The following is a 21,416-nucleotide window of genomic DNA, read 5'->3' as shown; positions in this document are numbered from 1 at the left end:
CGCACATGTGTGCGGTTTTTTATTGCGTTTAGTCACGTGCCACCTAGCTTTTTATCGATAGACGGCGGCAATAACAATGTTTTATTGAGTAAACGTAACTGAAAACGTTACGGGTACTGTTGTTGTTATGCTCTTAAGCCCTGCAATTTTTTGAAGTGCAGCTACGCCTTCAGCAAGTCCAAAAGACTCTGCTTTAATTAACGTTGGTGACGTGGTTGATACGGTAAGCGTATCGTCGTTTACTTTACTTGCTTTAACAGCAAATGACGTAGGAACGGCTTTTCCGTGCAACATCAAAATACCGTCTACCTTCCCGTTAACAACTTGGCCCGATTTCAGGTTCATCATCGACTCAGGCAAGTTGGCCTCAAATGTCGCTTGTGCAAACTTGGTCACGTTGAACAGCATCTCTTGCATTCGCTTGTTGCGAATATCAATGGCTGTATTCACTGACGATAAGTCAACCGCCACGTTAAGTTTGCCACCGTCAGACAGCGTACCATCAAAGCTATCAAACTTATGTACTTCGGTGACTTGTGCATTCTTCGTCGATAAGAAGTGTAGTGCACTTGTTTCGCCGTCTATTGACCAATCGGCTGCGGCGGGAAATGCTAGCCCACATGCGAGCAATGCTGCAGACAACGTGCGAATACGTGTAGTCATCATAGGTTACTCCTTTTACTTTTTGGTTCCATCTGGCTTGATTTAACCACTACCAGAGTAATGTGGCCCAGCAACATTACTACGCTATTATACGTAGGTTAACACGCTGCGCTAAGTAAATTATTACGCGCTAGTGCTGATGTGGGTTTACGAAGTCATCATACTGGACTACATCTTGCCATGGCACCCTTTGATCGCCCATTACCACAAAATCTGGGTTCTCTAGCGAATGACGCTGATTGTAGGTAAGAGGTTCGAAGTTAGCGGCGGCAATACTCCCACCCGCTTCAGAGACAATGCATTGCGATGCGCCAGTGTCCCATTCGCCGGTAATACCGATGCGCATAAACACATCAGCTTTTCCTTCGGCAATAAAGCAGGCTTTCAGGGAACAGCTTCCCAATGGAAGCGTTTGGTATACGCGCTTGGCGCACATTCTGCTGAGCACTTTTTCTCTCGACTGACGACGGCTTATTGCAATCATCACCACACTATTTTTAGGGTCGTCTAGCTTGCGTACGCTTATTGGGTGATCGCCATCAGGTGATGACTTAAACGCACCTTTGCCTTTCTGGGCGTAATATAGCGACTGCCCGGGCGGCCAAAAGATAACGCCTATTGTCGGCTCATTATTCTCTATTAGCGCAATGTTTACTGCGAAATCACCGCTTCTAGCAATGAATTCTTGGGTTCCGTCGATGGGATCGATTAACCAGTATCGAGGCCAATGCTTTCGCTCTTCTAAACTTGCGTGTTTGTTTTCCTCTGAGAGGATTGGGATATCAGGCGTTGCGGCTTGTAAGCGCTTGTTGATGATATCATTTGCCAAATAATCTGCGCTGGTAACGGGAGACTCATCGTCTTTTTGATAAGCGTCAAACTCCCCTTTATCGTATACTTCTAATACGGCTTCACCGGCTTCGATGGCAATTTCTTTCGCAAGTTCTAGTAGGTCGGCATGGGCGTCATCGGGCATTGTTTATTGTTCCTTAAACCACTTTTGAGCTAAAAACAGCGCGGCTATACAGCGTGCTTCTACAAAGTCTTCTCGTGCAAGTAAAGCATCTGCTTCATCTAAAGGCCAGTGAATCACCTCAAGAGGCTCAGGTTCGTCGCCTTCAAGTTGCTTTGGATACAAGTCTCGAGCCAAAACAATGGTCATATTGGCGTTAAAGAAAGTGGGCGCCATGCTGACCTTATGAAGCTCCACAAGATCATTGGCCGCGAAGCCTGCCTCTTCTTGTAGTTCGCGATTAGCAGCTTCAATGGCAGTTTCGCCAGGGTCTATTAAACCTTTTGGGAAGCCTAGTTGATACGAATGTGTGCCGGCTGCATATTCGCGAATTAACACCATGGTGTTTTCATCAAGCATAGGCACTATCATTACCGCGCCCCTGTTTCCGCCAGCCATCCGCTCGAATTCACGGGTGGCGCCGTTCGAAAACTCAAGGTCTAAGCGTTCTACCCTAAAGAGTTTGCTTTGCGCAACGATTTCACGAGAATGAATTTGTGGTAACGGTTTGTTCGGATCAATTTTTGGCATGTCTATCGCTACAACTTTGTTATCATACTTGTATACAATTTCTTAGCTTACTTCATTATAAGGAAAATCGCTTGCCCTTTCTGCCCTGGAATGAAATAGAAACTGTACTGTTAGACATGGACGGCACTTTGCTGGACCTTCATTACGACAACCAGTTCTGGCTACATCATTTGCCTAAACGATTAGCACAAATAAGAGGAATTTCAGAGGCGCAGAGTCAACGTGAAATGACTGCGCGATATGAGTCAGTATTCGGGCAAATTCAATGGTATTGCTTAGATTACTGGGCTGAATCTCTCGAAATGGACTTAGAAAATGAGTTTATGCCGCTGAAGCGTGAGCTGGCACATTTGCTCGCCCTTCGTGACGATACAATTCCGTTCCTTGATGCGCTTCATGACTCAGGCAGGCAGGTGGTATTAGTGACCAATGCGCACCCAAACAGTTTGGCGCTAAAGATAGAGCATACCCAGCTCGACGCACATATCGACAACCTCATCTCTACCCATGAGTTCGGCGTAACCAAAGAGTCTCAGCTGCTATGGGAAAGATTACAGGCACGGGTAAAGTTCGATGCCCATCGCACTTTATTTGTCGATGACTCACTGCCAATTCTAAATGCGGCAAAGACATACGGTATTAAACATTTACTTGCTGTCGATAACCCTGATAGTACCTTGCCAAATCGCAATATTAGTGAGTTTCCAGCGGTGCGCGATTACCGTTTAATTCTAGAAGATATTAAGCAGAACCCTGTTGGGACTGTTTCGAAAGGACGTTTTTAAAGGACGAAAGCACATGGTTTCTGACACAATTTACGTAGGGTCGCTGAATCCGGTAAAAATTAATGCTGCGCTCAATACACTCTCTGACACACTAGAGCACGATTTCGACGCTCAGGGTATGGCTGTACCAAGCGGCGTGCCTGACCAGCCAATGAATGAAGATGAAACGCGCTTGGGCGCCATTAATCGCGTGAAGGCCATGCTTGCTCATCATCAAGGTGGTCTCACAGATGCGTGGTATGTGGCAATTGAAGGTGGTGTGGATGTATTTGAAGATGGTCCTGCTACCTTTGCCTATGTGGCGATATACCATGAAGGTCACTGGTCGGTAACGCGAAGTGCAAGCTTGCCTCTTCCTGTAAGCGTATATCAGGCGCTACAGCGTGGAGAAGAACTTGGGCCAGTTATGGACAAGCTCTTTGATACAGTAAACATAAAGCAAAAAGGGGGGGCTATTGGTTTGCTTACTCTTAATCACGCCTCGCGACAAAGTGTTTATGAAGTGGCGTTAACGCTTGCTATGGCAAAGTTCCATTTCCCTGACTTATACACTGACTAGTGTTGAACCTCTTTTGCTGTACAACAAGGCGCATTACACCGTTAATCAAACAGAGCGCCGCAAGGGTATCCTTACTTAGGAAAAATGATAAGGCGATCGCAACGGTCGCCCTGAAATCTTTACTGCGATAGGTAATCTTTTCTGGATCCTTTCTGACACTATCCATTACTTAGGCTTCAAGTTGCTTCTATGCTATTGAAAATAGGTTAAAAAATATTTTTTGACACCTTGGCTCTTTAGTTGCACTTCCTTCAGACCAAACGGAATAAGGAGAGTGACAATGAGTGAGACAATCAATACCTACAACCCTGCTACAGGTGAAAAGATCGATCATTATCATTTGATGTCAGCCGAGGACGCCGAACAAGCTGTTACCCGTTCACAAGAAGCCTATTTGAACTGGCGCCGTACGTCATTTGAGACCCGCGCAGATTTATTTAATAACCTTGCAAACCTGATGGAAGAGCGAATTGACGATCTCGCCAGCCTGATGACCCGGGAAATGGGTAAGGTTACCGCGCAAGGAAAGCAAGAAGTGCAGCTATGCGCTGAAATATGCCGCTATACGGCCGAGCACGGCGCTTCAATTTTGGAAGACGAACATCGCATTTTCGAAGGCGGCCGAGCAATCATTACGTATCAGCCAATTGGCGTTATTCTTGGCATCCAGCCGTGGAATTTTCCGTTGTACCAAGTTATTCGTTATAGCGCCTCAAACATAATGGCGGGTAACACCACGGTACTGAAACATGCTAAAAACGTGTTTGGTATGGCGCAAGCCATTCAGCAAATGTACGAAGATGCTGGCTTTCCTAAAAATGTTTACCAGTCGCTGCTAATTGATGGCAGCACGGCAAGTGACTTGATCAAGCACAAATACGTTCGCGGCGTTACTTTTACCGGGAGTGACGAAGTAGGTAAAGAAGTCGCTAAGGAAGCTGCAAGCTTGTCGAAGAAAACTGTAATGGAGCTTGGTAGTAACGACGCCTTTTTAGTGTTAGAGGATGCGGACATCGACCATGCTGTAGAAATGTGTATCCAAGGACGCGTTATTAATAACGGTGAAACCTGTGTGGCGGCTAAACGCTTTGTTATTGTGGATAGCGTCTATGAAGAATTCCGAGACAAATTTGTGGCGCAGTGTAAAAAGCTAAAAGTTGGCGACCCCACAAACGAAAACACGGATTTGGGCCCAATGGCGAGAGAAGACTTGCGCGATGAACTTCATGAGCAAGTGAAAAAGTCGCTAGAAAACGGCGCTACGCTATCACTGGGTGGAGAAATTCCAGACTCTGATGGTTATTTCTACCCAATTACGGTGCTGGAAGATGTATCGCCAGGTATGCCCGCTTATGATGATGAGCTATTTGGACCAGTTGCGTCGCTCATTCGCGTGCGCGACGACAAGCAAGCCATGGAAGTAGCAAATGATTCACGTTATGGCTTGGGCGGCGGTATCTTCAGTACAGATACCGACAAAGCAATAGCATTGGCGAAAGATGAATTTGATACCGGTATGGTTAATATCAATGGGTACTCTTTGGCACAACCAAACTTACCTTTTGGTGGTGTGAAAGACAGCGGTTACGGTCGTGAGCACGGAGGCTATGGTATGCGTGAATTCGTCAATATCAAAACTATCATGGTCGCTGAGAAATCGGCCGAGTAGTGCACTTCGGTAAGAAGCGATGAGAAGAAAGGCGAACTTCAGGGTTCGCCTTTTTTGTTTTGCCGTACTCCCTATTCATTAAGGTAGTCGCAAAGTAAAGCCCATGTAATCGAAAACAGTCAGGCGAAAAAACAGTGCACAGTCAACTAGGCTGAATAGTTTCGTCCGGGCAAACGGTCTTTTAATCAAATATCTGTGTATTAATGAGTAGGGAATAACATAAGGCGATGGTTATGACGGTTATAAATGAACGGTTAAGTAATGCAAGATCAGGCATTGGGCTTACAAGGCAGGACAAACAGCGCGGTAGAAAACAAAGTGCGTTTTTTTGCGCTATGACAACCACTGCTATTCTATCGTTCTCGGCTTTAGCGCAGCCGTTGTCTCAACCATCAACTACATCAGACGATGCCGGCCTAAGCACCAGTCCTATTGGTTGCCATAACGTTTCGGTGCAAATATTAGGGTCGGGTGGACCTGAATTGGATGACGGCAGAACATCTAGTGCCTATGTGGTTTGGGTAAATGGCAGCGCCCGCGTGTTGGTAGATGCTGGAAGCGGAAGCAGCGTTCAGTTTGGCGCTGCGGGGGCGACGTTTGAATCGTTAGAAGTTATCTTGCTTTCCCACTTACACACCGATCACTCCGCCGATTTGCCAAGCTTTGTGAAAGGTGGGTATTTCACCGATCGCGAGATAGATTTAATAATAATGGGGCCAGAGGGCAACGACATTATGCCGTCCACAAACACCTATGTGTCGTCGTTAATAGGGAAAAACGGCGCGTTTAAGTATCTGTCTTCTTACACCATAGAAGGCCAAGATGACTATACGATATCCACAAAAAGCATCGGGGCCACAACCTTTGAACAACCGTTTAAACGCAATGTAAACGATAGCGTCAGTGTTGAGGCAATGACGGTGAACCACGGGCCTATTCCAGCATTAGCGTGGAAGGTCAAGGCCAATGGCTGCGAGGCTGTATTTTCAGGCGATACCAATGATAAACAAGGAAACCTTGCTCGTTTTGCTAAAAACGCGGACCTTTTGGTGCTGCACAACGCCATTGGTGATGACGCGGGTCAGGTTGCTAAGAACTTGCATATGACGCCGACTCAGATTATCGACATTGCCGCGCAGTCAAGCGCTAAGCAAATAGTGTTGTCTCATATTATGAAACGTAGCGAACCGGGTCTTGATGCACTTACTGAGGCGATTACTGTTGTAGCTGAAGGTCGAGTATATGCCGCTGAAGATTTAATGAACATTACCCTGCCTGAACAGGAGTAAAATAAGCGTAAACCGTCTGCGATACACGGTTTACGCTTTTATAGAGGTTCTCTAACTATTATTGAGGGGCAAAAGGCAGCGGAATAGGCGTACCGTTTACACTGGCTTCGCCATCTTTTAGTGTTAGCTTTGTCTCGTAACCTTTCTCGGTTTCTTTTATTAAGCCTTGCTGAGCAAAGGTACTTAGCATCATAGGTGTCTGTTGTTCTACCGCAGCTTGAATCTCTTCAGCCGTCATATTTTGTGCTTGTGGCGTCGCCATTAGTTGGCCCATCATATAGCCAGATGCCATACTCTGTGCTAGCGCTTTATCGGCGGTGATTTGTGCATCAGCCAGCAAATGCGTGACCCAATAAGCGGCGTCTTCCAACGTACCGGGAAGTGCATCTATACCCACTAATTTCGTGTTTGCGTAAGCGTTAAACGACCCTTCAGGCAACGTTGCTTTCAGCTTCGTTATATTAATCTCTGGCTCAGCTTTAAGCTGTGTTAGCAAGTTAGCTTCAATAAACTCCATCATTTTGGCTGGCACTTCTTCAGAAGGCACTAATAATGAATTGTTGCTAAATTCTTGATAGGCCTTAATGAAGTCGATATCTAAGTTATTGATGGCAACGCCTAATACCATGTCTGTAGCATCAAGTTCAGGGCCCACGGCTTTGTCGACAGCGTATTCTACGTAGACATTGGCGGTGTTATTGTCTTCGTCAATCTTGACGTCAGTAGCAAAAGCTAGGTTCTCAATCTTAACTGTCGCACCTGGCTCAATGTTAGAAATTTCTATGCTTTCAATACGCGCCTTGCCAGTAGATTCAAATAAGTCACCTTTGAACGCCGCTACCATATCGCCATCATAGCTCATATCCATAGACAGATTTTTCATCTCTAGGGAAAATTCATCTGCACTTATGCTTAGCGATTCACCCGACGACGTATACAAAGTTTTGTCACCATCAGGCTCAGCTTCACCCGCATAACCAGAGAAAAGTAGCGTGAACCCCTCTTCTTCGGCCGTCGCGCTAAGCGCTGGAATAACGTCTGCGTAGCTTAGTCCACCAAACAAACCAACCACGCCTTCGTTGCGATAAATTGGCTGTTGGCCATCCCACTGAACGTATTCTCTTAACTCATCTCCATCAATAGAGACTGTATAGTGAACGCGGCCTAATCCTAAGCCATCGCCAAAGTACACCGGTCCGTGATGAGCTACTAGCGTAGCGGTAATGCTAGGGTTTTCTTCCATTGGTATATCAGTGGAGTCAACATTCTGTGCATTGATTAGCGCTTGAAAATCGACAGCAAGCTTGATTTCTGCTGTTGTCGAAAACCAGCCTTTGTCATACGAAAGTACCTCGGCAGAATAAACGGCTTGTTGGTTAATTTCGTTTACGGCGGCGTTAACATTTTCGTGAACGCTAGTGCCAATAAAATAAGGGGCAACGCCAAGTGCAACCAAAGTTACGCCCGCGCCAGCTAGAAGAGGTTTGTTCATGATTACAATCCTTTGTTAAAAAGTGTTCCCAGTTCCTCTGGCCACAAACGTGAAGTACGTTGGTGGCCTAGAAATTCTACGCATAGTTTGTGCTATGCATCACAGCTTAATCGCAATATAGCCGCTACTATCCGGCGCACCAAACAAGCGTGCGGCCTGATGGACTTCTTGCGGTAAGCTGTCGTCAGGCTTAAATTTACCACTTACTCGAATATTTTTCATCGTAATAGGGATAACCGCATCCATCGACAAGCTTAGTAAGTTAGGCTCGCTTACTAGTATTCCAATGTCATCGCCTTCACAACGCAGCTTTGCGGAATAAGTGCCAAAATCAATAGGACCCTGTGTACCGGCAACTGTCGCGTTGAGCCAATCTCCGGTGCCGTTTAGCGATTGACACGCAGGCCCAAACGTTAAGTCACTGAGCGACACTTTGAAGCGCCCGCCGGCATTTACTGGCAGCGGAAGGCGAACTTGTGCAAGTACTCGGTCTACCGGTAAATACAGCGTGAAGTTTTCGGTATTTATACTGTTTTGGCTGAAAAGCCCCGTGGTAATAGGCCCTTCGAATGCAATGTCGTTTTTATCGCGAATATTACCTGCTTTAAGGTTTAATTTAATTTTACCTATCAACATATGTAAGGGACTAAGCTCCCATTTTACATTGTTGATGGGCAGGCCATTAACCACTACAGTTTGCGCCTTGCCTGAAAACAAGGTGCCGCTAACACCACTAACGGCAACATTGCTAGGTAACGCAATACGGCCAACAACGTGAACAGCAGGCATGTAAGCAATGGCAAACAATAAGAAGGCAATAATGCCGCCTATAATCCAACTAACTTTCGACTTCATGCTTTACCTAATTGTAATCGGCGAATTTTGATATAGCCTGGCGCATCGGCCTCGGCAATATCCGCTTGAAGAATAATCACGCCCATATTTTCCATGGCTTTGAGCCATTCTAAAACACTGTTAAACGGCGCCTGATCAACCCACACCTGAAGCTCGTCGCCTTGTGGCTGCATACGAGATATAGCAATGTCGTGCTGAGCAGTAGTGCGGTTTACCGCTTGCGGTAACGAGCCAGAGAATGTTCGTTTACCCCCGCTGCTGCGGCGTAATTGCTGCGCTCTTGCTGCACTGTCTTTTACCCAAACCAACAAGGATTGCTGGTTGTCGAGAAGTTGTTTTTGTTTATCTAAAGCAGCATTAAGCGGCGACCATACCGCAAAATAAAATAGCGCAATTATTAATAGCACAGCTGAAACCAGTACTAACTTTTGTTCGCGCTCGGTCAGCGCTTTGTACTTTTCTAAGAGTGCATTCATGAGGTACTCCTTACTGAAACTGTACCTACAACGCCGTTGTCACGATTATTTATGGCCCCTTGTTCAACCACAAAGCCTGCGTTTTCTGCTGTACGTTTAAACTGCTCTAGCGCTTCAAAGTTTTTACCTTGCGCCTGAATGCGAATCTCAGTGCGGGTGGCATCGAAGCGCAGTGTTTGCGGTTTTACATCAGTAGCTGAAAAAGCCGGAGCGAGCTGGTCTAGCATAATAAGCATAGAGGCACTGCCACCACCTTGTTCTAATTTGGCAAGCTCGCTTTGTAGCTTCAGTCGCACGTTGCGATAGGTACCAATATTGGGGAAGCCCGCTTTAACAGCGGTATTAATCTCACTGCTTAACGCCTGATTTTGGGCTTTAAGCTGGTAAAGAGAAAATCCTTTGTCGATAAGGCTAGTGCATAGCGCTAACACTGCTAATACTGCAGCAACACGCCACTGATTCAGAACACCGCTGCGCTTGCGCTTTACCTTGTAATCGCCTTGGCATAGGTTAAAGCTGCTTTGCATCGCCTCTTTTGCCAATACTTGCATAGGCAGCTCTAAGGGGGCCTGTGCTTCTTCAATATTTGGCAAACTGCTTAAATCGATACCCGCATAATTGGTAATGGTTATCGGGCTTTCTTGTTGTGCTGTAAAATGGACAAGAGTTGGCAGTAACCATGTTGCCTCGCCCTGCACGCCTTTGAATGTGTCTTGTCGAACGAGAAGCTGTTCACCTAACGTAAGCACTGACCAACCGTTTTCGGTGACTGGCACTGCGAGTACATCAGGAATAATGGTGTCGCAGAATAACCCTGCTTCGCTAAGCCAGGACTGCCACAGCTCCATCTTTTCATGGCTAACTACTGCAACGGCCTGTTCATCGCCTCGCTTAGGGCCGATCGCAAAAAATTGCTGGCTAATGTCAGTGGCAAGCTCGTCTTCTAGCATAAACGGGATGGCAGAAATGATCTTGCGGCCAGCTTTAGGCGGCAGCTCAACCCATTTGAGTAAAATTTCGCTGCTAGGTGCTAAGGCAATAACACTTCGCTGTCCCGCGCGTTCGGTCAGCGAAGATAAGGCTTCTGCATTAGGCAGCTCGCCCGATGCAATAATTTCATCTTCGGTTCGCGAATAAACGAGCCAGCTAATTGGGTCTGTATGGTTGGCGCCTAAACGCACCAAGAGTTGTTCCATCAATAGGTTCCCCCAAACTCGCGATTCACAATACTAACGCCGGTATCGGCATTAACGTGAAACACGGTGGAAAGCTTAAAGGTTGCTTTGTTGTATTGTGTTTTTGTATGCAACATAAAATATTCAGTTTTAACCGAAAACCAATCTTGTCGAGTGCTTGTTAAATTAAGCGCTTGAATAGAGGGCTCGTTTAAAAATGCATTGGTATCGTCCCAGCCGTTTTGCGGGCGGCTGCTAATCAAACTTGCGGCCTGCTGAATGTCTAATCCCGTTAGGCCTGCAAGTAATGGTGCATCTTCTTCTTCTAATGTGTTGACGTTAATTTTCAACTCATTGTAATCCGGGATCACGCAAACTAATGGCAGTAATGCGTCTAGCCATTGTGGTGATACACCGTTAATAATACGCAATTCACTTTTTGATGCCAGTGGTCCGTTAGCTGCTAGGTAAGGAAACTCTCTGGACTCGTATTCGCTGTCTTCTGCACCGTAAGGGCGCATTCTGTCATCTTCGTCGACCCAGTCGGCTAAACTGTCGCGTAAGGTATCTGCGGTGTAGTTGTCTAGTCCGTCAACGCTAAGTGATAGCAACATAGTGTGAAAAGCGTCCATGGCTTCCGTGGTGTTACTCGCCCCACTGCTGCCATTACCGCTGTTACTGCCCGCGCCTCCTGCACTGCCAGAGGTAATCGCGTTTAAATTAAAACACGCTTGCAAATCGTCTAAGTTAGCGGTTAACCCACCGTTTTCTAAAGGATAGCTGAATTCTTGTGCCCAAGGCTGATCTATAGAAATCACATTCGGGCTTTCTTCTATTAAAGACTGGATAGACTTACGCGCAAAAGCCTCGGCTCCCATGGCATACCAGTAGGCTTGATTGTTGTCTTTTAAGTTCATCGTACGCTGCACCTGAAGCTGCAAGCGTGTACCCATCTCTGTGGCTAATACCGCAACCAAGGCTACAATCATGAGCACAATCATTAATGCCACGCCTTGCTGCTTAGCGGGTGGAGTAATCGACTTGCGCTGAGTACTCTTGATTGTCATGACGATTCACCCGTAGTTAAGGTAAATTCTCTGCGTATTTTTCCGAAGTCTTTACTGACAAACTCAATGGCCACCGCGCGCGGCAGTGCAGCTCCTTTATAACTTTCGCTCCACGACAGGTCTTCGTCTTCATCTAAGGAACTACTGTTAGCGGTGGCGAGAAATTCAATTTTTAAGCTTTCTACATCCTCTAACAGCACACGGACTTTGGGCTCGTAACCTATGACGTTATCTACATAGTTGGTGTATATTCGCTCAATTCTGTTCTCTTTGAGGCGGTAGGCGACATATTGAAGTGTACTTCTTGGCAACATGAGTTGTGGGTTATGCCAGCCACCGCGTACAAAGCCTATGCCGTCTTCGTCGCTACCATCCGTTTTACCACCAGCCATAACCACGCTTTGTTTCTCACCGTTATAACGAATAGCGCGAGGCACTGCTTGCTGAAGGTCTCGCTCAATCGTGATCATGGCACGCTGCAATAATTGAAGTTTTGCAAAACGCTCTTCTGAAATATCATTGCTGTCGATAACTGTGGTAAGTAGACCTGTTGATGCAAGCCCAATTAACGTGAATATGGCCATAGCAATCAGTATTTCGATAAGCGTGAATCCGCGCTGCATGCTAATTTCCCGCCGTCGGTTTAGCAACGAAAGTGGTTACTGATGTAACTGAACTGCCGTAGCTTTCGTCTTCACCCACCGAAACGGTTACCGATCGCAAGTCGTTGTCGTTGGTTTTTGTCACCGTTTGCTGCCAGTACCACGTGCGATCGGCCATCTCCATCGTGCCTTTTAAATTGTTCTTGGGCGGCCACGTGGTATCTAATTGAAGCTGGTTTAAGCGATTGCTTGCCACCCAGTTGGCAAAGGTGACAGATTCTATTTGCCCAACGCTTGATAAATGCTCGCCTGCAGCTTTAAGTACTGCTGTACCGGTTAGCGCAAAAATAAGCAGGGCAACCATAACCTCCAGTAGCGTCAAGCCACTTTGCTGGCGTGGCGTGGCAGGTGCAGCGTTCTTTGTCGATGCATCAACGTTGAACGCAATCATAGTGGTCTCTCCAGAGGCCCTTCAAGCACTAAAGGCGGAAGATCTTGGTTTTGCAGGCTGTAATAGACGGGATTGTCGCCGTCATCACCTTCGTAATTAAACGACAAGGTAAAAGGCGTAATTTCGCCACTCGACATTATAAGCACTTGAGGCGGAGGCAGCTTTTTCTCTTCTTCGTTACCTATTTCAACCCCTTCATCAGAAACACTTAAATTCTCGTCGAACAGCTCCCTGTCAAAGAGCCTGTCTTCAACATCCCATGGTAAGTCGTCTAAATCTAAAGTGAAGGTGAAAGGCTCAGGCAACGTATAAGGTTCGTAGGTTTTTTCGCCTTCGATACGCTGCCACTCATCATCGTCGTCTAAGTAGACAAAGTAGTATTCATTTTTATCGGCTTCAAACCGCACTCCAAGCTGTTGTTGATTTAACACCGCAAAATCGCTGGCCATATCAACGATTACCTGTAGGCGTTGGGCTTGGGTTTTCAGCAGGTCTGATTTACTCGCGCCAAAGGCGTTAAACATAACGTAACCTGCCGCCAAACCCATAAGCAGCAATACCAGCATGACTTCTAATAGGGTGAAGCCTGCTTTATGAAACGATGTACTGCCGCGGTAGCGCATATAAGTTAGTTCAGGTATTCGTTAATATTCCAGTTACCAATATCATCATCAGTACCCGGCTCGCCGTCTGGACCATTAGAGAAAATATCAACTACGCCAAGCTCTCCCGGGCTGATTAGCGCATATGGGTTGCCCCATGGATCTTCAGGCAGACGCTTGATAAAGCCGCCTTCAGGATAGTTACGTGGAATAGGGTCGATAGTAGGTGCTGTAACCAGCGCATCTAAACCTTGCTCTGTGGTGGGAAAACGGTTGTTGCGCAGCTTGTACATTTCAAGCGCACTTTCCATTTGCTGGATGTCTACCGCCGCCTTTTTAAGCTGCGCTTCTTCTTGGTTCCCCAAGATTTGCGGTGCCACCATAGACGCCATAATACCGATGATTAGAAGTACGACCATGACTTCAATCAAACTGAAACCAGAACTGCGATTAAGTGTTTTCATTAAATATTCACCATGTTGTTCAATGCTAAAATTGGTTGCAATATTGCCATAACGATAAACAGAACAATGCCCGCCATCGATACAATAAGTAAGGGTTCAAATACCTTAAGTGAGACACCAATAAGCGCTTCAAATTCCCTATCTTGATTATCTGCGGCGCGAGCTAGCATTTGCTGTAGCTCACCCGATTTTTCACCAGACGCAATCATATGCATCATCATTGGTGGAAACATTTTTGTGTTATCTAGTGCCGCCCGCAGGCTGCTGCCTTCTTTAACGTTAATGGCTGCATCTGCCACTTGGTTTTTAATATGCTGATTTTCCAGCACATCACCTGAAATACGCATAGCTTCTAGTAGTGGAACCGCACTGGCACTTAAAATACTTAAGGTACGTGCAAAACGCGCGGTATTGAGCCCGCGAGACACCCGGCCAATTAACGGCAAGGTTAACAGCGCTCTGTGGTAGCGTAGCTTCATGTGCTTTTGCTGCAGCACGCGCTGAATAATGACAACAAGCACGGCAATACCAATAAGCATAAATAAACCGTAATTTTGCAGCCAGGTACTGACAGAAATTAGAAACTGGGTGATGCCCGGCAGGTCTTGACCCATGTGGTCGAACTGTCCAACAATTTTAGGCACTACCACCGTTAACAATAGCAACACGATACCCATTGCAAAAAACAGCATTAACGACGGATAAATCATCGCTTGTGTAATTTGACTGCGGGTCTGTTGTCTGCGCTCTGTGTAGTCGGCAAGACGATTCAGCACGGTATCAAGATGGCCTGATTTCTCCCCTGCTGCGACCATAGCGCGATACAGCTCATCAAATACGCTGGGAAATTGCGCAAGCGCATCAGCAAGTCCGTGACCTTCTACCACTTTACTGCGTACTGCCATCATCATATTTTTTTGACGAGGCTTTTCGCACTGTTCAGCGACGGCAAGTAGCGCCTCTTCTACAGGAAGAGCTGATTCAACAAGAGTAGCAAGCTGGCGTGTAAGTAGCGCTAAATCTGACGCTGAAATACGGGGTTTAAATAAAGAAAATGATAGGCCTTTGCCTTCACTTTGTGCGCGCTCTGCGACCTGCTCGACTTCTAAGGGAATTAAACCTTTTTCGCGCAGCTGTTGGCGAACCTGACGGGCATTATCGCCTTCAAGTACACCATTTGTATTCTTACCGCGGGCATTAACCGCTTTGTAAGCGAATGCCGCCATTTAGTCTTCCCTCGTTACTCGAAGCACTTCTTCAAGAGAGGTTTCACCCGCTAAAACCTTGCTGCAGCCATCTTCACGGATGCTTGGGGTAGAGGTTCTGATATAACGTTCAATCGCTTGTTCGCCGACACCTTCGTGCATCATTTCACGTACTTTTTCGTCAACTAATAACAGCTCGTGAATACCGGTACGACCACGATAGCCCGTTTGGTTACACGCGGCGCAGCCGTGCGGCTTATAGATAGTGGTGTCGCTTGTGGCATTCTGCCCTAATATTTCCAGCTCAGAGGCGTCAGGTGAATGTGGCTTTTTGCAATCTGGGCACAGGGTACGAACGAGTCGCTGTGACAATACGGCCAATAAGCTCGAAGACAACAGAAATGGCTCAATGCCCATGTCTTCTAAACGGGTAATCGCGCCTGCTGCCGTATTGGTATGCAGAGTAGACAGTACCAAGTGACCGGTTAAACTGGCTTGAACGGCAATTTGTGCGGTTTCGATATCGCGGATCTCACCCACCATGACTACATCGGGGTCTTGACGCAAAATAGCGCGAAGGCCTCTGGCAAAAGTCATATCTACACGGGGATTAACCTGCGTTTGTCCAATGCCCGGAAGATCGAACTCAATAGGATCTTCAACGGTTAAAATGTTTCTGTCTCGCGAGTTTATTTCGGTTAACCCTGCGTACAAGGTGGTACTTTTACCTGAGCCCGTTGGACCAGTAACCAATATAATGCCGTGAGGCTTGCGAATAAGAGATGAGAAGTGGTTTCGGTTTTGCAGCGTCATGCCTAAATCTTCAAGATTTAAGCGCGCATTGTTCTTATCCAATAGACGTAGCACCACACGCTCGCCGTGACTTGAGGGCATAGTAGAAACACGCACATCTACCGCTCGTCCTGCAATGCGCAATGTGATACGCCCATCCTGTGGTACGCGTTTTTCGGCAATGTCTAATTTCGCCATAACTTTAATACGCGATACCAACATGGAAGAAAGTTTGCGGTTAGGGCGCAAAATTTCACGAAGTACACCGTCTACGCGAAAGCGAACCACAAGCTGATTTTCGAAGGTTTCGATGTGAATATCCGACGCACCTTCTTTAATCGCTTCGCCCAACATAGCGTTGATAAGCTTAATAATGGGCGCATCGTCTTCACTGTCTAACAGGTCTTCAGTGTCCGGCAAGTCTTCAGCAAGGGCGAACAAATCACTTTCGTTGCCAAGATCTTCCATTAGCTGTTTAGCCGCTGAGCTATCTCGCTGGAACGCACTGGTCAGCAGGCTCTCAAATTCGTCAGCGGGTATGGTTTTGGGTACAAAGGGCTCACCGTAGAAGCGACGTACTTCGGCAAACACATCAAACGGCGTATTTTCTGTAAAATACAAAACAGCCGGCGTTTCATTGGTTTCAAGCAACACCTGATTGCGCTTTGCAAAGCTAAAAGAAAGCTGTCTTGGACCGGCCTCTTCTTCAGGCAAACCGGCGTCTTCACCCATAGCTTCCAAGGCTTCTTCTTGCGCCTCTAGAGCTTGGGTAATTTGTTCGTCCTGCCCCGCCATACTAGTCGTTACCTTCTTTTTTCTTCTCTTTCTCTGAGAGATACTCTTCAAACGAAGGTGGTAAAGCGAGTTCGTCGTCCCATTGTGGCAAGCTTGGCGTTTCAGCTGACGGCATTAGAGACACGCCCTCTTGCTGACGTTTAAGCTGAAGTGCGCGAATGTAGTTATACTTGCGATGGCTAATAGAATTCATGGTTGCGCCGTCACGGACAATCGTTGGCTTTAAAAATACCATTAGATTACGCTTGCGTTTGCTGGTCGACGTTGTTTTGAAGAGATGACCAAGAATAGGGATATCACCTAGCAATGGCACTTTAGACACACTTTCTTGTACGTCTTCATCAATCAAGCCACCTAATACGATAGTACCGCCATCATCAACAATTACTGTGGTTTTAATTTCACGTTTGTTAATTGAAATATCAACCGACGTTGCACCGCTTACGCTCGATACTTCTTGTTCAATAAGTAGTTGTACCGCATCGCCCTCGTTAATTTGAGGCGTTACTTTAAGTTTGATGCCTACCTCTTGTCGGTCGACCGTTTGGAAAGGATTAGAGTTGTTCGCGCCTGTTGTGGTACCCGTAATAATAGGTACCTCTTGACCAACAATGAAAAACGCTTCTTCGTTATCCATGGTAGTTAGGTGAGGTGTGGCAAGAATATTTGAATTGGTATCAGTGCTTACCGCCTGTACCACTGCGCCCCAGCCATTTTCGATAACGCCAGCAATCAGGCCGTTTGCACCGCCAAGTAAGCTTGCAAGAGCAGTGAAGTCGCCTTCTATCGTGTCCGTTGTTTCTACCACTTCACCGTTGGCAGTGATGTTGGTTTGCGTGGTCTCTCTATCTTCGGCCTGTCGTAGTGCCACAGCTAATGAACCGACGCCTATAACACCATTATTGAACTGTGTACCACCGCCCTCTTCTGACACCCATTGCACACCTAATGTGTTGCCGTCGCCTTCAAAAACTTCAACGATAATGGCTTCAACTTGTACCTGTGCACGGCGAATATCCAGTTGACGCACCACTTCTTCTAGCGAGCGCATCATGTCTGGCTCTGCAGTTATAACGATGGCGTTAGAATCTTCGTGTGCGTCGATGCTAATTTCGCGGTTTGAGCTTGCTCTGCGCGATGTGGCGCCGCTGCCTTGCTCTTCTGCTTGGATACTGGCCGATACGCCTTGCAGAACTTTGACTAAATCTTCTGCCTTAGCGTAATTAAGAAACAGTACGCGAGTGTTGCCATTGGACTCCAGCTCTTGGTCCATGCGTTGAATAAGATTGATAAGACGCTGACGCGCTTTAATGTCGCCGCTTACGATCACAGAGTTCGTTCTGTCGTCTGCTACAACGCGAGGTTCAGATTTAGCGCCTGTATTGGCTTTACCTTGTGATTTGTTGATACTTTCAATAATACGTACCATCTCAGAAGCTGAAGCATAACGAAGCTTAACAATCTCTACTTCTTCGTCACCAGCGCGGTCTACGCGCTCAATGATTTCAACAAGACGATTAACCACCGCAGCACGGCCCGTTAGCATCATCACGTTTGATGGATCGTGGCTAACCACGTTACCGCCGCCCGCTTGGTCATTAAGCTGGCGCAATATAGGCGCAAGTTCGCGCACCGGTACGTTATAAACAGGCACAACGCGGGTAATAAACTCATCGCCGTCTTGCTGCGCGCCTTCAACAACCGGGATATTCGATGTCTTTGCGTCTTTTGAGCGAACGACTTTTAAAATTCCGCTAGGCATTTCTACAACGGCAAAATCATACACTTGTAATACGTTCAGGAAAAACTGGTAGTACTGATCCTCGTTGAGCATGTCGTAGCTGCGTACGCTTATTTTGCCGCGTACGTTAGGGTCGACAATAATAGTTCGCTCAAGATTTTTACCAACAATATTTATGAATTCATTGATGTCAGTATCTTTGAAATTAGGCATGTACTCAGCGGCCGTGACCGAGAAACACAGAAGCGCTGTGCACATGGCTGTGCCTAAGCGAGATAATAGTTTTTGGCTAGTGCGCCTTTTCATTCTAACTTCCTTCATTTCCTAACTTGTCGATGACCGAATTGCTTTATTTGTTATTTTGTATACCTAGCGACAATATAGTGCTACTACCGTTAGTGGTATTAAGACTCGGGTAAATCTAGGTATAGCGTAGTTAAACTGCCATCTCGAATAATCGTTAATTCTATAGTTTGTGCATTGCGTAGCTCAGACAGTGCCTCTTGCGATTGCTGCAAGTCGGTAAGGTCTAGCCCGTTAATCTGTGTAATGACATCGCCTGCCTGAAGCCCTGCCGATTTAAATAATTCGGGCTCTTTGCCGGGGCTTACCTGGTAGCCGATAAGCTGACCTTCTTCAGTTTTTGGCGATATTGAAATAAAGTCTGTGAAGTTGGCTGGACGCTCTCGCAGAGCTGCAGTTGCCTCTAATGCTTCGTCGCTAAGCTCAACGGTGTCTTCTTCTAATTCTTCTGGCTCAGGTCGATTTCTTGCCTGCATTTCACGGCGACGATTAGCTTCGTCGTAGTCAATTCCGTCAAGCATCAGGGTTTCGTTTCTCACCCCGTTCTTAATAATAACGCGATCGTTGTACACTTTTTGCAACGTGGCATTGGTGCCTTCAATCTTCTCACCTAAGCCATAAACCGCTTGGCTGCCGCGATTTTCAATAATAGCGGTACCCGCCTCCTGCTCTGAACTGGCCACAACGCCCGTCAGGGTTAGGTTTAAGCGCGTTTCTGGTGCGTCGGTAACCTCGGCAACCGGTTCCGCGGGTTTAGCCGCTGCATTACCAAACAGATTCAACTGTTGTATTTTGGCAATGTTGCCCCCATTTTGGCCTGACGGCGAAGAAATAACCGGAGCACGGCTTACTGTGGGTGTCGCAGATAGTTGAGGTTCGGGTATAATTCGCCACACGAGTTTGGCTGCAAATGCAATTAAATACAGGCTGAGCAGAACCACTACGATGGTATGTAGCTGTTTTTGATGCTGGTTCAGATAAACAACCAGAGATTGTGGGTTGGGTTTATTGAATGTCATGCTGCCACTGATGGTACTGCTTTATTATAATATAGTGAATTTTTGGTTAACCGCGCTTTAGCAAACCCATAATAGCCTAGTAAAGGTGAGGGTCACAACACTAAAGCCACACCATTACGAAAATATTACATGAGCCAATCGGATAGCAACAATACAACACAAAATGTCAGGCTGGACAAGTGGCTATGGGCTGCAAGGTTCTTTAAGACCCGCGCAATAGCCAGAGACATGGTGCAGTCGGGAAAAGTCCAGTACAACGGGCAAAGAGCCAAACCTGGTAAGCATGTAGAGCTTGGCGCCATGATTAAAGTTCCCTCAGGATGGGATAATCGTGAAATTAAGGTGCTAGGCTTAAGTGACAAGCGTTTGAGCGCTCCTTTGGCGCAGGCGCTTTTTGAAGAGACGATTGAAAGTGTAACAAAACGTGAAGAAAACCAAACGGCGCGCAAAATGAACGCCTTTCACAGCCCAAAACCAGATCATAGACCTGATAAAAAGCAGCGACGACAGATTATTAAATTTAAGCAGCAATAATGAGCTGCTCAACAGGATTAGTTATGAGCGATTTCGATAAATTACACCGCTTCTTATTTACCCAAGCTAACGTTCGTGGCGAATTGGTTCGCCTTGATGAGAGCTTAAATCAAATTGTGCACAGCTATGAATACCCTGTGCAAATTCAAACATTGCTAAGTGAAATGGCGGCAGCGACGTCATTGTTAACGGCAACGCTTAAGTTTAAAGGTGAAATTTCTCTTCAAATTCAAAGCAAAGGCCCAGTAAGTTACGCGGTGTTAAACGCCACTCACGAACAAACGCTTCGCGGTGTGGCGCGCTGGGACGAGACATTAGAAACATTGCCAGAAACGTTTTCAGAGTTATTGTCTCAAGCGGTATTGGTCATTACTATCACACCTGATGAAGGCGAGCGTTATCAAGGCGTTGTTGCATTAGATAAGCCTTCTCTAGCTGAATGTATTGAAGGCTACTTTGCTCAGTCAGAGCAGCTAGCGACCAGCGTGCACCTAATGACTGACATGAGCGACCCTAAAAACGCGAAAGCGTCGGGAGTGTTACTTCAGGTCTTACCGACTGATGCTAGCGCTACTGATGTGTCGCAAGCCAATGAGTTTGCTCATATCTCTAAACTTACTCAAACGTTGACCAAAGAAGAGATGTTTACGTTGTCGGTTGAAGACATTTTATATCGTCTTTACCACCAAGAAGACGTGGAAGTGTATCCAGCGAAGGACGTAACCTTTGCCTGCTCATGCTCAAAGGAGCGCAGCGCAGAAGCACTTCGTCACGTTGAGAAATCTGAGCTTCACGCGATTATTGCTGAAGAAGGTGCAATCAAAATGAACTGCCAGTACTGTCATACCGAATATCGCTTCGATAGTATCGATGTAGAGGCTATTCACAGCGGCAACTTCGACGCACCGTCTTCAAATCAGTAACTACTTGTTTACTGCTGTGTTAAAGCACCTTCTTTCGAAGGTGCTTTTTTGTTTCTGAATCTCTCACCGTCAAGATAGGTTCATTTTCCCAACACTTCACTTGTGGTTAAAAAATGCCCAGTAGTAAGTGTTTAACTTTCCTACATCATCCTATTTTCCTTTTCTTCCTGTCGTGGTGAAAATTTTCACCTTCACTTTCTAAAAAAAATTGTCATTTTTTATTTTGAAATTCATCGATCAATATAGGTTTTCTACGCCCTATTTTTGCATTTATATCCAAGGAAAAGGCTTTCCTTGTAATTAATTTACAATATTTATGAAATTTTAATGTGAGAAATAGTGAATATGTGTTTTATAAATGCGTGTTAGGCCTTGTTTACATTACACTCGAAGAGGTGATACTTTTTTGAAA

The 21,416-nt window shown here is 46.3% G+C and carries 22 protein-coding genes; 6 read left to right on the top strand and 16 right to left on the bottom strand.

Annotated features, from left to right (window positions below; translation table 11 throughout):
* Window positions 1-81 precede the first annotated feature (81 nt).
* The 3 genes from ACFI6L_RS12220 to nudE form a co-directional block, all read right to left on the bottom strand.
* A complete protein-coding gene (locus ACFI6L_RS12220) occupies window positions 82-666 on the bottom strand; it encodes a YceI family protein (RefSeq protein WP_014977782.1) in 585 nt (194 codons plus the stop codon).
* Window positions 667-793: 127 nt separating this feature from the next.
* On the bottom strand, window positions 794-1,639 hold the full coding sequence (gene cysQ, locus ACFI6L_RS12215) for a 3'(2'),5'-bisphosphate nucleotidase CysQ (protein WP_014951323.1): 846 nt from the start codon (window positions 1,637-1,639) through the stop codon (window positions 794-796).
* 3 nt (window positions 1,640-1,642) lie between these two features.
* Window positions 1,643-2,206: an ADP compounds hydrolase NudE gene (nudE, locus tag ACFI6L_RS12210; RefSeq protein ID WP_014951322.1), complete on the bottom strand. Its 564-nt coding sequence runs from the start codon at window positions 2,204-2,206 to the stop codon at window positions 1,643-1,645.
* Window positions 2,207-2,277: 71 nt separating this feature from the next.
* Here nudE and yrfG point away from each other — a divergent pair, with 71 nt between their 5' ends.
* From yrfG to ACFI6L_RS12190, 4 genes are all read left to right on the top strand, one after another.
* A complete protein-coding gene (yrfG, locus tag ACFI6L_RS12205) occupies window positions 2,278-2,991 on the top strand; it encodes a GMP/IMP nucleotidase (protein WP_462574104.1) in 714 nt (237 codons plus the stop codon).
* 13 nt (window positions 2,992-3,004) lie between these two features.
* On the top strand, window positions 3,005-3,550 hold the full coding sequence (yjjX, locus tag ACFI6L_RS12200; RefSeq protein WP_014951320.1) for an inosine/xanthosine triphosphatase: 546 nt from the start codon (window positions 3,005-3,007) through the stop codon (window positions 3,548-3,550).
* Between the two features lie 280 nt (window positions 3,551-3,830).
* Window positions 3,831-5,219, top strand: coding sequence for an NAD-dependent succinate-semialdehyde dehydrogenase (locus ACFI6L_RS12195; RefSeq protein ID WP_014951319.1), 1,389 nt, complete (start codon window positions 3,831-3,833; stop codon window positions 5,217-5,219).
* A gap of 233 nt (window positions 5,220-5,452) precedes the next feature.
* Window positions 5,453-6,508 (top strand): MBL fold metallo-hydrolase, encoded by a 1,056-nt coding sequence (locus ACFI6L_RS12190; protein WP_462574103.1) that lies wholly within the window; start codon window positions 5,453-5,455, stop codon window positions 6,506-6,508.
* A 58-nt stretch (window positions 6,509-6,566) separates the two neighbouring features.
* Here the strand turns inward: ACFI6L_RS12190 and ACFI6L_RS12185 are convergent, their stop codons facing one another.
* The 13 genes from ACFI6L_RS12185 to gspC all read right to left on the bottom strand — a co-directional run bounded on the left by ACFI6L_RS12185 (window position 6,567) and on the right by gspC (window position 19,547).
* Window positions 6,567-8,000, bottom strand: a complete 1,434-nt coding sequence (locus tag ACFI6L_RS12185) for a YdgA family protein (protein WP_462574102.1) — start codon at window positions 7,998-8,000, stop codon at window positions 6,567-6,569.
* Between the two features lie 99 nt (window positions 8,001-8,099).
* Window positions 8,100-8,855 (bottom strand): type II secretion system protein N, encoded by a 756-nt coding sequence (locus tag ACFI6L_RS12180; RefSeq protein WP_462574101.1) that lies wholly within the window; start codon window positions 8,853-8,855, stop codon window positions 8,100-8,102.
* On the bottom strand, window positions 8,852-9,331 hold the full coding sequence (gspM, locus tag ACFI6L_RS12175; RefSeq protein ID WP_014977776.1) for a type II secretion system protein GspM: 480 nt from the start codon (window positions 9,329-9,331) through the stop codon (window positions 8,852-8,854). Before gspM ends, ACFI6L_RS12180 begins: the two co-directional genes overlap by 4 nt.
* On the bottom strand, window positions 9,328-10,527 hold the full coding sequence (gene gspL, locus ACFI6L_RS12170) for a type II secretion system protein GspL (protein ID WP_014951314.1): 1,200 nt from the start codon (window positions 10,525-10,527) through the stop codon (window positions 9,328-9,330). Before gspL ends, gspM begins: the two co-directional genes overlap by 4 nt.
* Window positions 10,527-11,573 carry a type II secretion system minor pseudopilin GspK gene (gene gspK / locus ACFI6L_RS12165; protein WP_202941451.1) on the bottom strand — a complete coding sequence of 349 codons (1,047 nt, stop codon included), beginning with the start codon at window positions 11,571-11,573 and terminating at the stop codon, window positions 10,527-10,529. Before gspK ends, gspL begins: the two co-directional genes overlap by 1 nt.
* On the bottom strand, window positions 11,570-12,196 hold the full coding sequence (gene gspJ / locus ACFI6L_RS12160) for a type II secretion system minor pseudopilin GspJ (protein ID WP_202941450.1): 627 nt from the start codon (window positions 12,194-12,196) through the stop codon (window positions 11,570-11,572). Before gspJ ends, gspK begins: the two co-directional genes overlap by 4 nt.
* A 1-nt stretch (window position 12,197) precedes the next feature.
* Entirely contained in the window at window positions 12,198-12,626 is a 429-nt protein-coding gene (gene gspI, locus ACFI6L_RS12155; protein ID WP_187446235.1) for a type II secretion system minor pseudopilin GspI, read from the bottom strand.
* Entirely contained in the window at window positions 12,623-13,249 is a 627-nt protein-coding gene (gspH, locus tag ACFI6L_RS12150) for a type II secretion system minor pseudopilin GspH (RefSeq protein WP_462574100.1), read from the bottom strand. The genes gspI and gspH overlap by 4 nt, the downstream gene beginning before the upstream one ends.
* 5 nt (window positions 13,250-13,254) lie before the next feature.
* Window positions 13,255-13,692: a type II secretion system major pseudopilin GspG gene (gene gspG / locus ACFI6L_RS12145; protein ID WP_012520130.1), complete on the bottom strand. Its 438-nt coding sequence runs from the start codon at window positions 13,690-13,692 to the stop codon at window positions 13,255-13,257.
* A complete protein-coding gene (gspF, locus tag ACFI6L_RS12140; protein ID WP_462574099.1) occupies window positions 13,692-14,918 on the bottom strand; it encodes a type II secretion system protein GspF in 1,227 nt (408 codons plus the stop codon). Before gspF ends, gspG begins: the two co-directional genes overlap by 1 nt.
* On the bottom strand, window positions 14,919-16,484 hold the full coding sequence (gspE, locus tag ACFI6L_RS12135; RefSeq protein WP_283627324.1) for a type II secretion system ATPase GspE: 1,566 nt from the start codon (window positions 16,482-16,484) through the stop codon (window positions 14,919-14,921). It abuts the gene before it with no gap.
* A 1-nt stretch (window position 16,485) separates the two neighbouring features.
* Window positions 16,486-18,531: a type II secretion system secretin GspD gene (gspD, locus tag ACFI6L_RS12130; protein WP_039221475.1), complete on the bottom strand. Its 2,046-nt coding sequence runs from the start codon at window positions 18,529-18,531 to the stop codon at window positions 16,486-16,488.
* A gap of 98 nt (window positions 18,532-18,629) precedes the next feature.
* Complete coding sequence (gene gspC, locus ACFI6L_RS12125) at window positions 18,630-19,547, bottom strand: type II secretion system protein GspC (protein ID WP_462574098.1); 918 nt, start codon at window positions 19,545-19,547, stop codon at window positions 18,630-18,632.
* A 129-nt stretch (window positions 19,548-19,676) separates the two neighbouring features.
* Between gspC and hslR the strand changes: the two genes are divergently transcribed.
* The gene (gene hslR / locus ACFI6L_RS12120; protein WP_014977772.1) at window positions 19,677-20,081 is read left to right on the top strand and encodes a ribosome-associated heat shock protein Hsp15; all 405 of its coding nucleotides are present in this window, start codon (window positions 19,677-19,679) and stop codon (window positions 20,079-20,081) included.
* A 23-nt stretch (window positions 20,082-20,104) separates the two neighbouring features.
* Window positions 20,105-21,004, top strand: coding sequence for an Hsp33 family molecular chaperone HslO (gene hslO, locus ACFI6L_RS12115; RefSeq protein ID WP_014951303.1), 900 nt, complete (start codon window positions 20,105-20,107; stop codon window positions 21,002-21,004).
* Window positions 21,005-21,416 lie beyond the last annotated feature (412 nt).

The sequence above is a fragment of the Alteromonas sp. G4i35 genome (genome assembly GCF_054960375.1).
The sequence above is the reverse complement of the archived record's forward strand: the minus strand, read 5'-3'. Positions and strand labels throughout refer to the sequence as shown.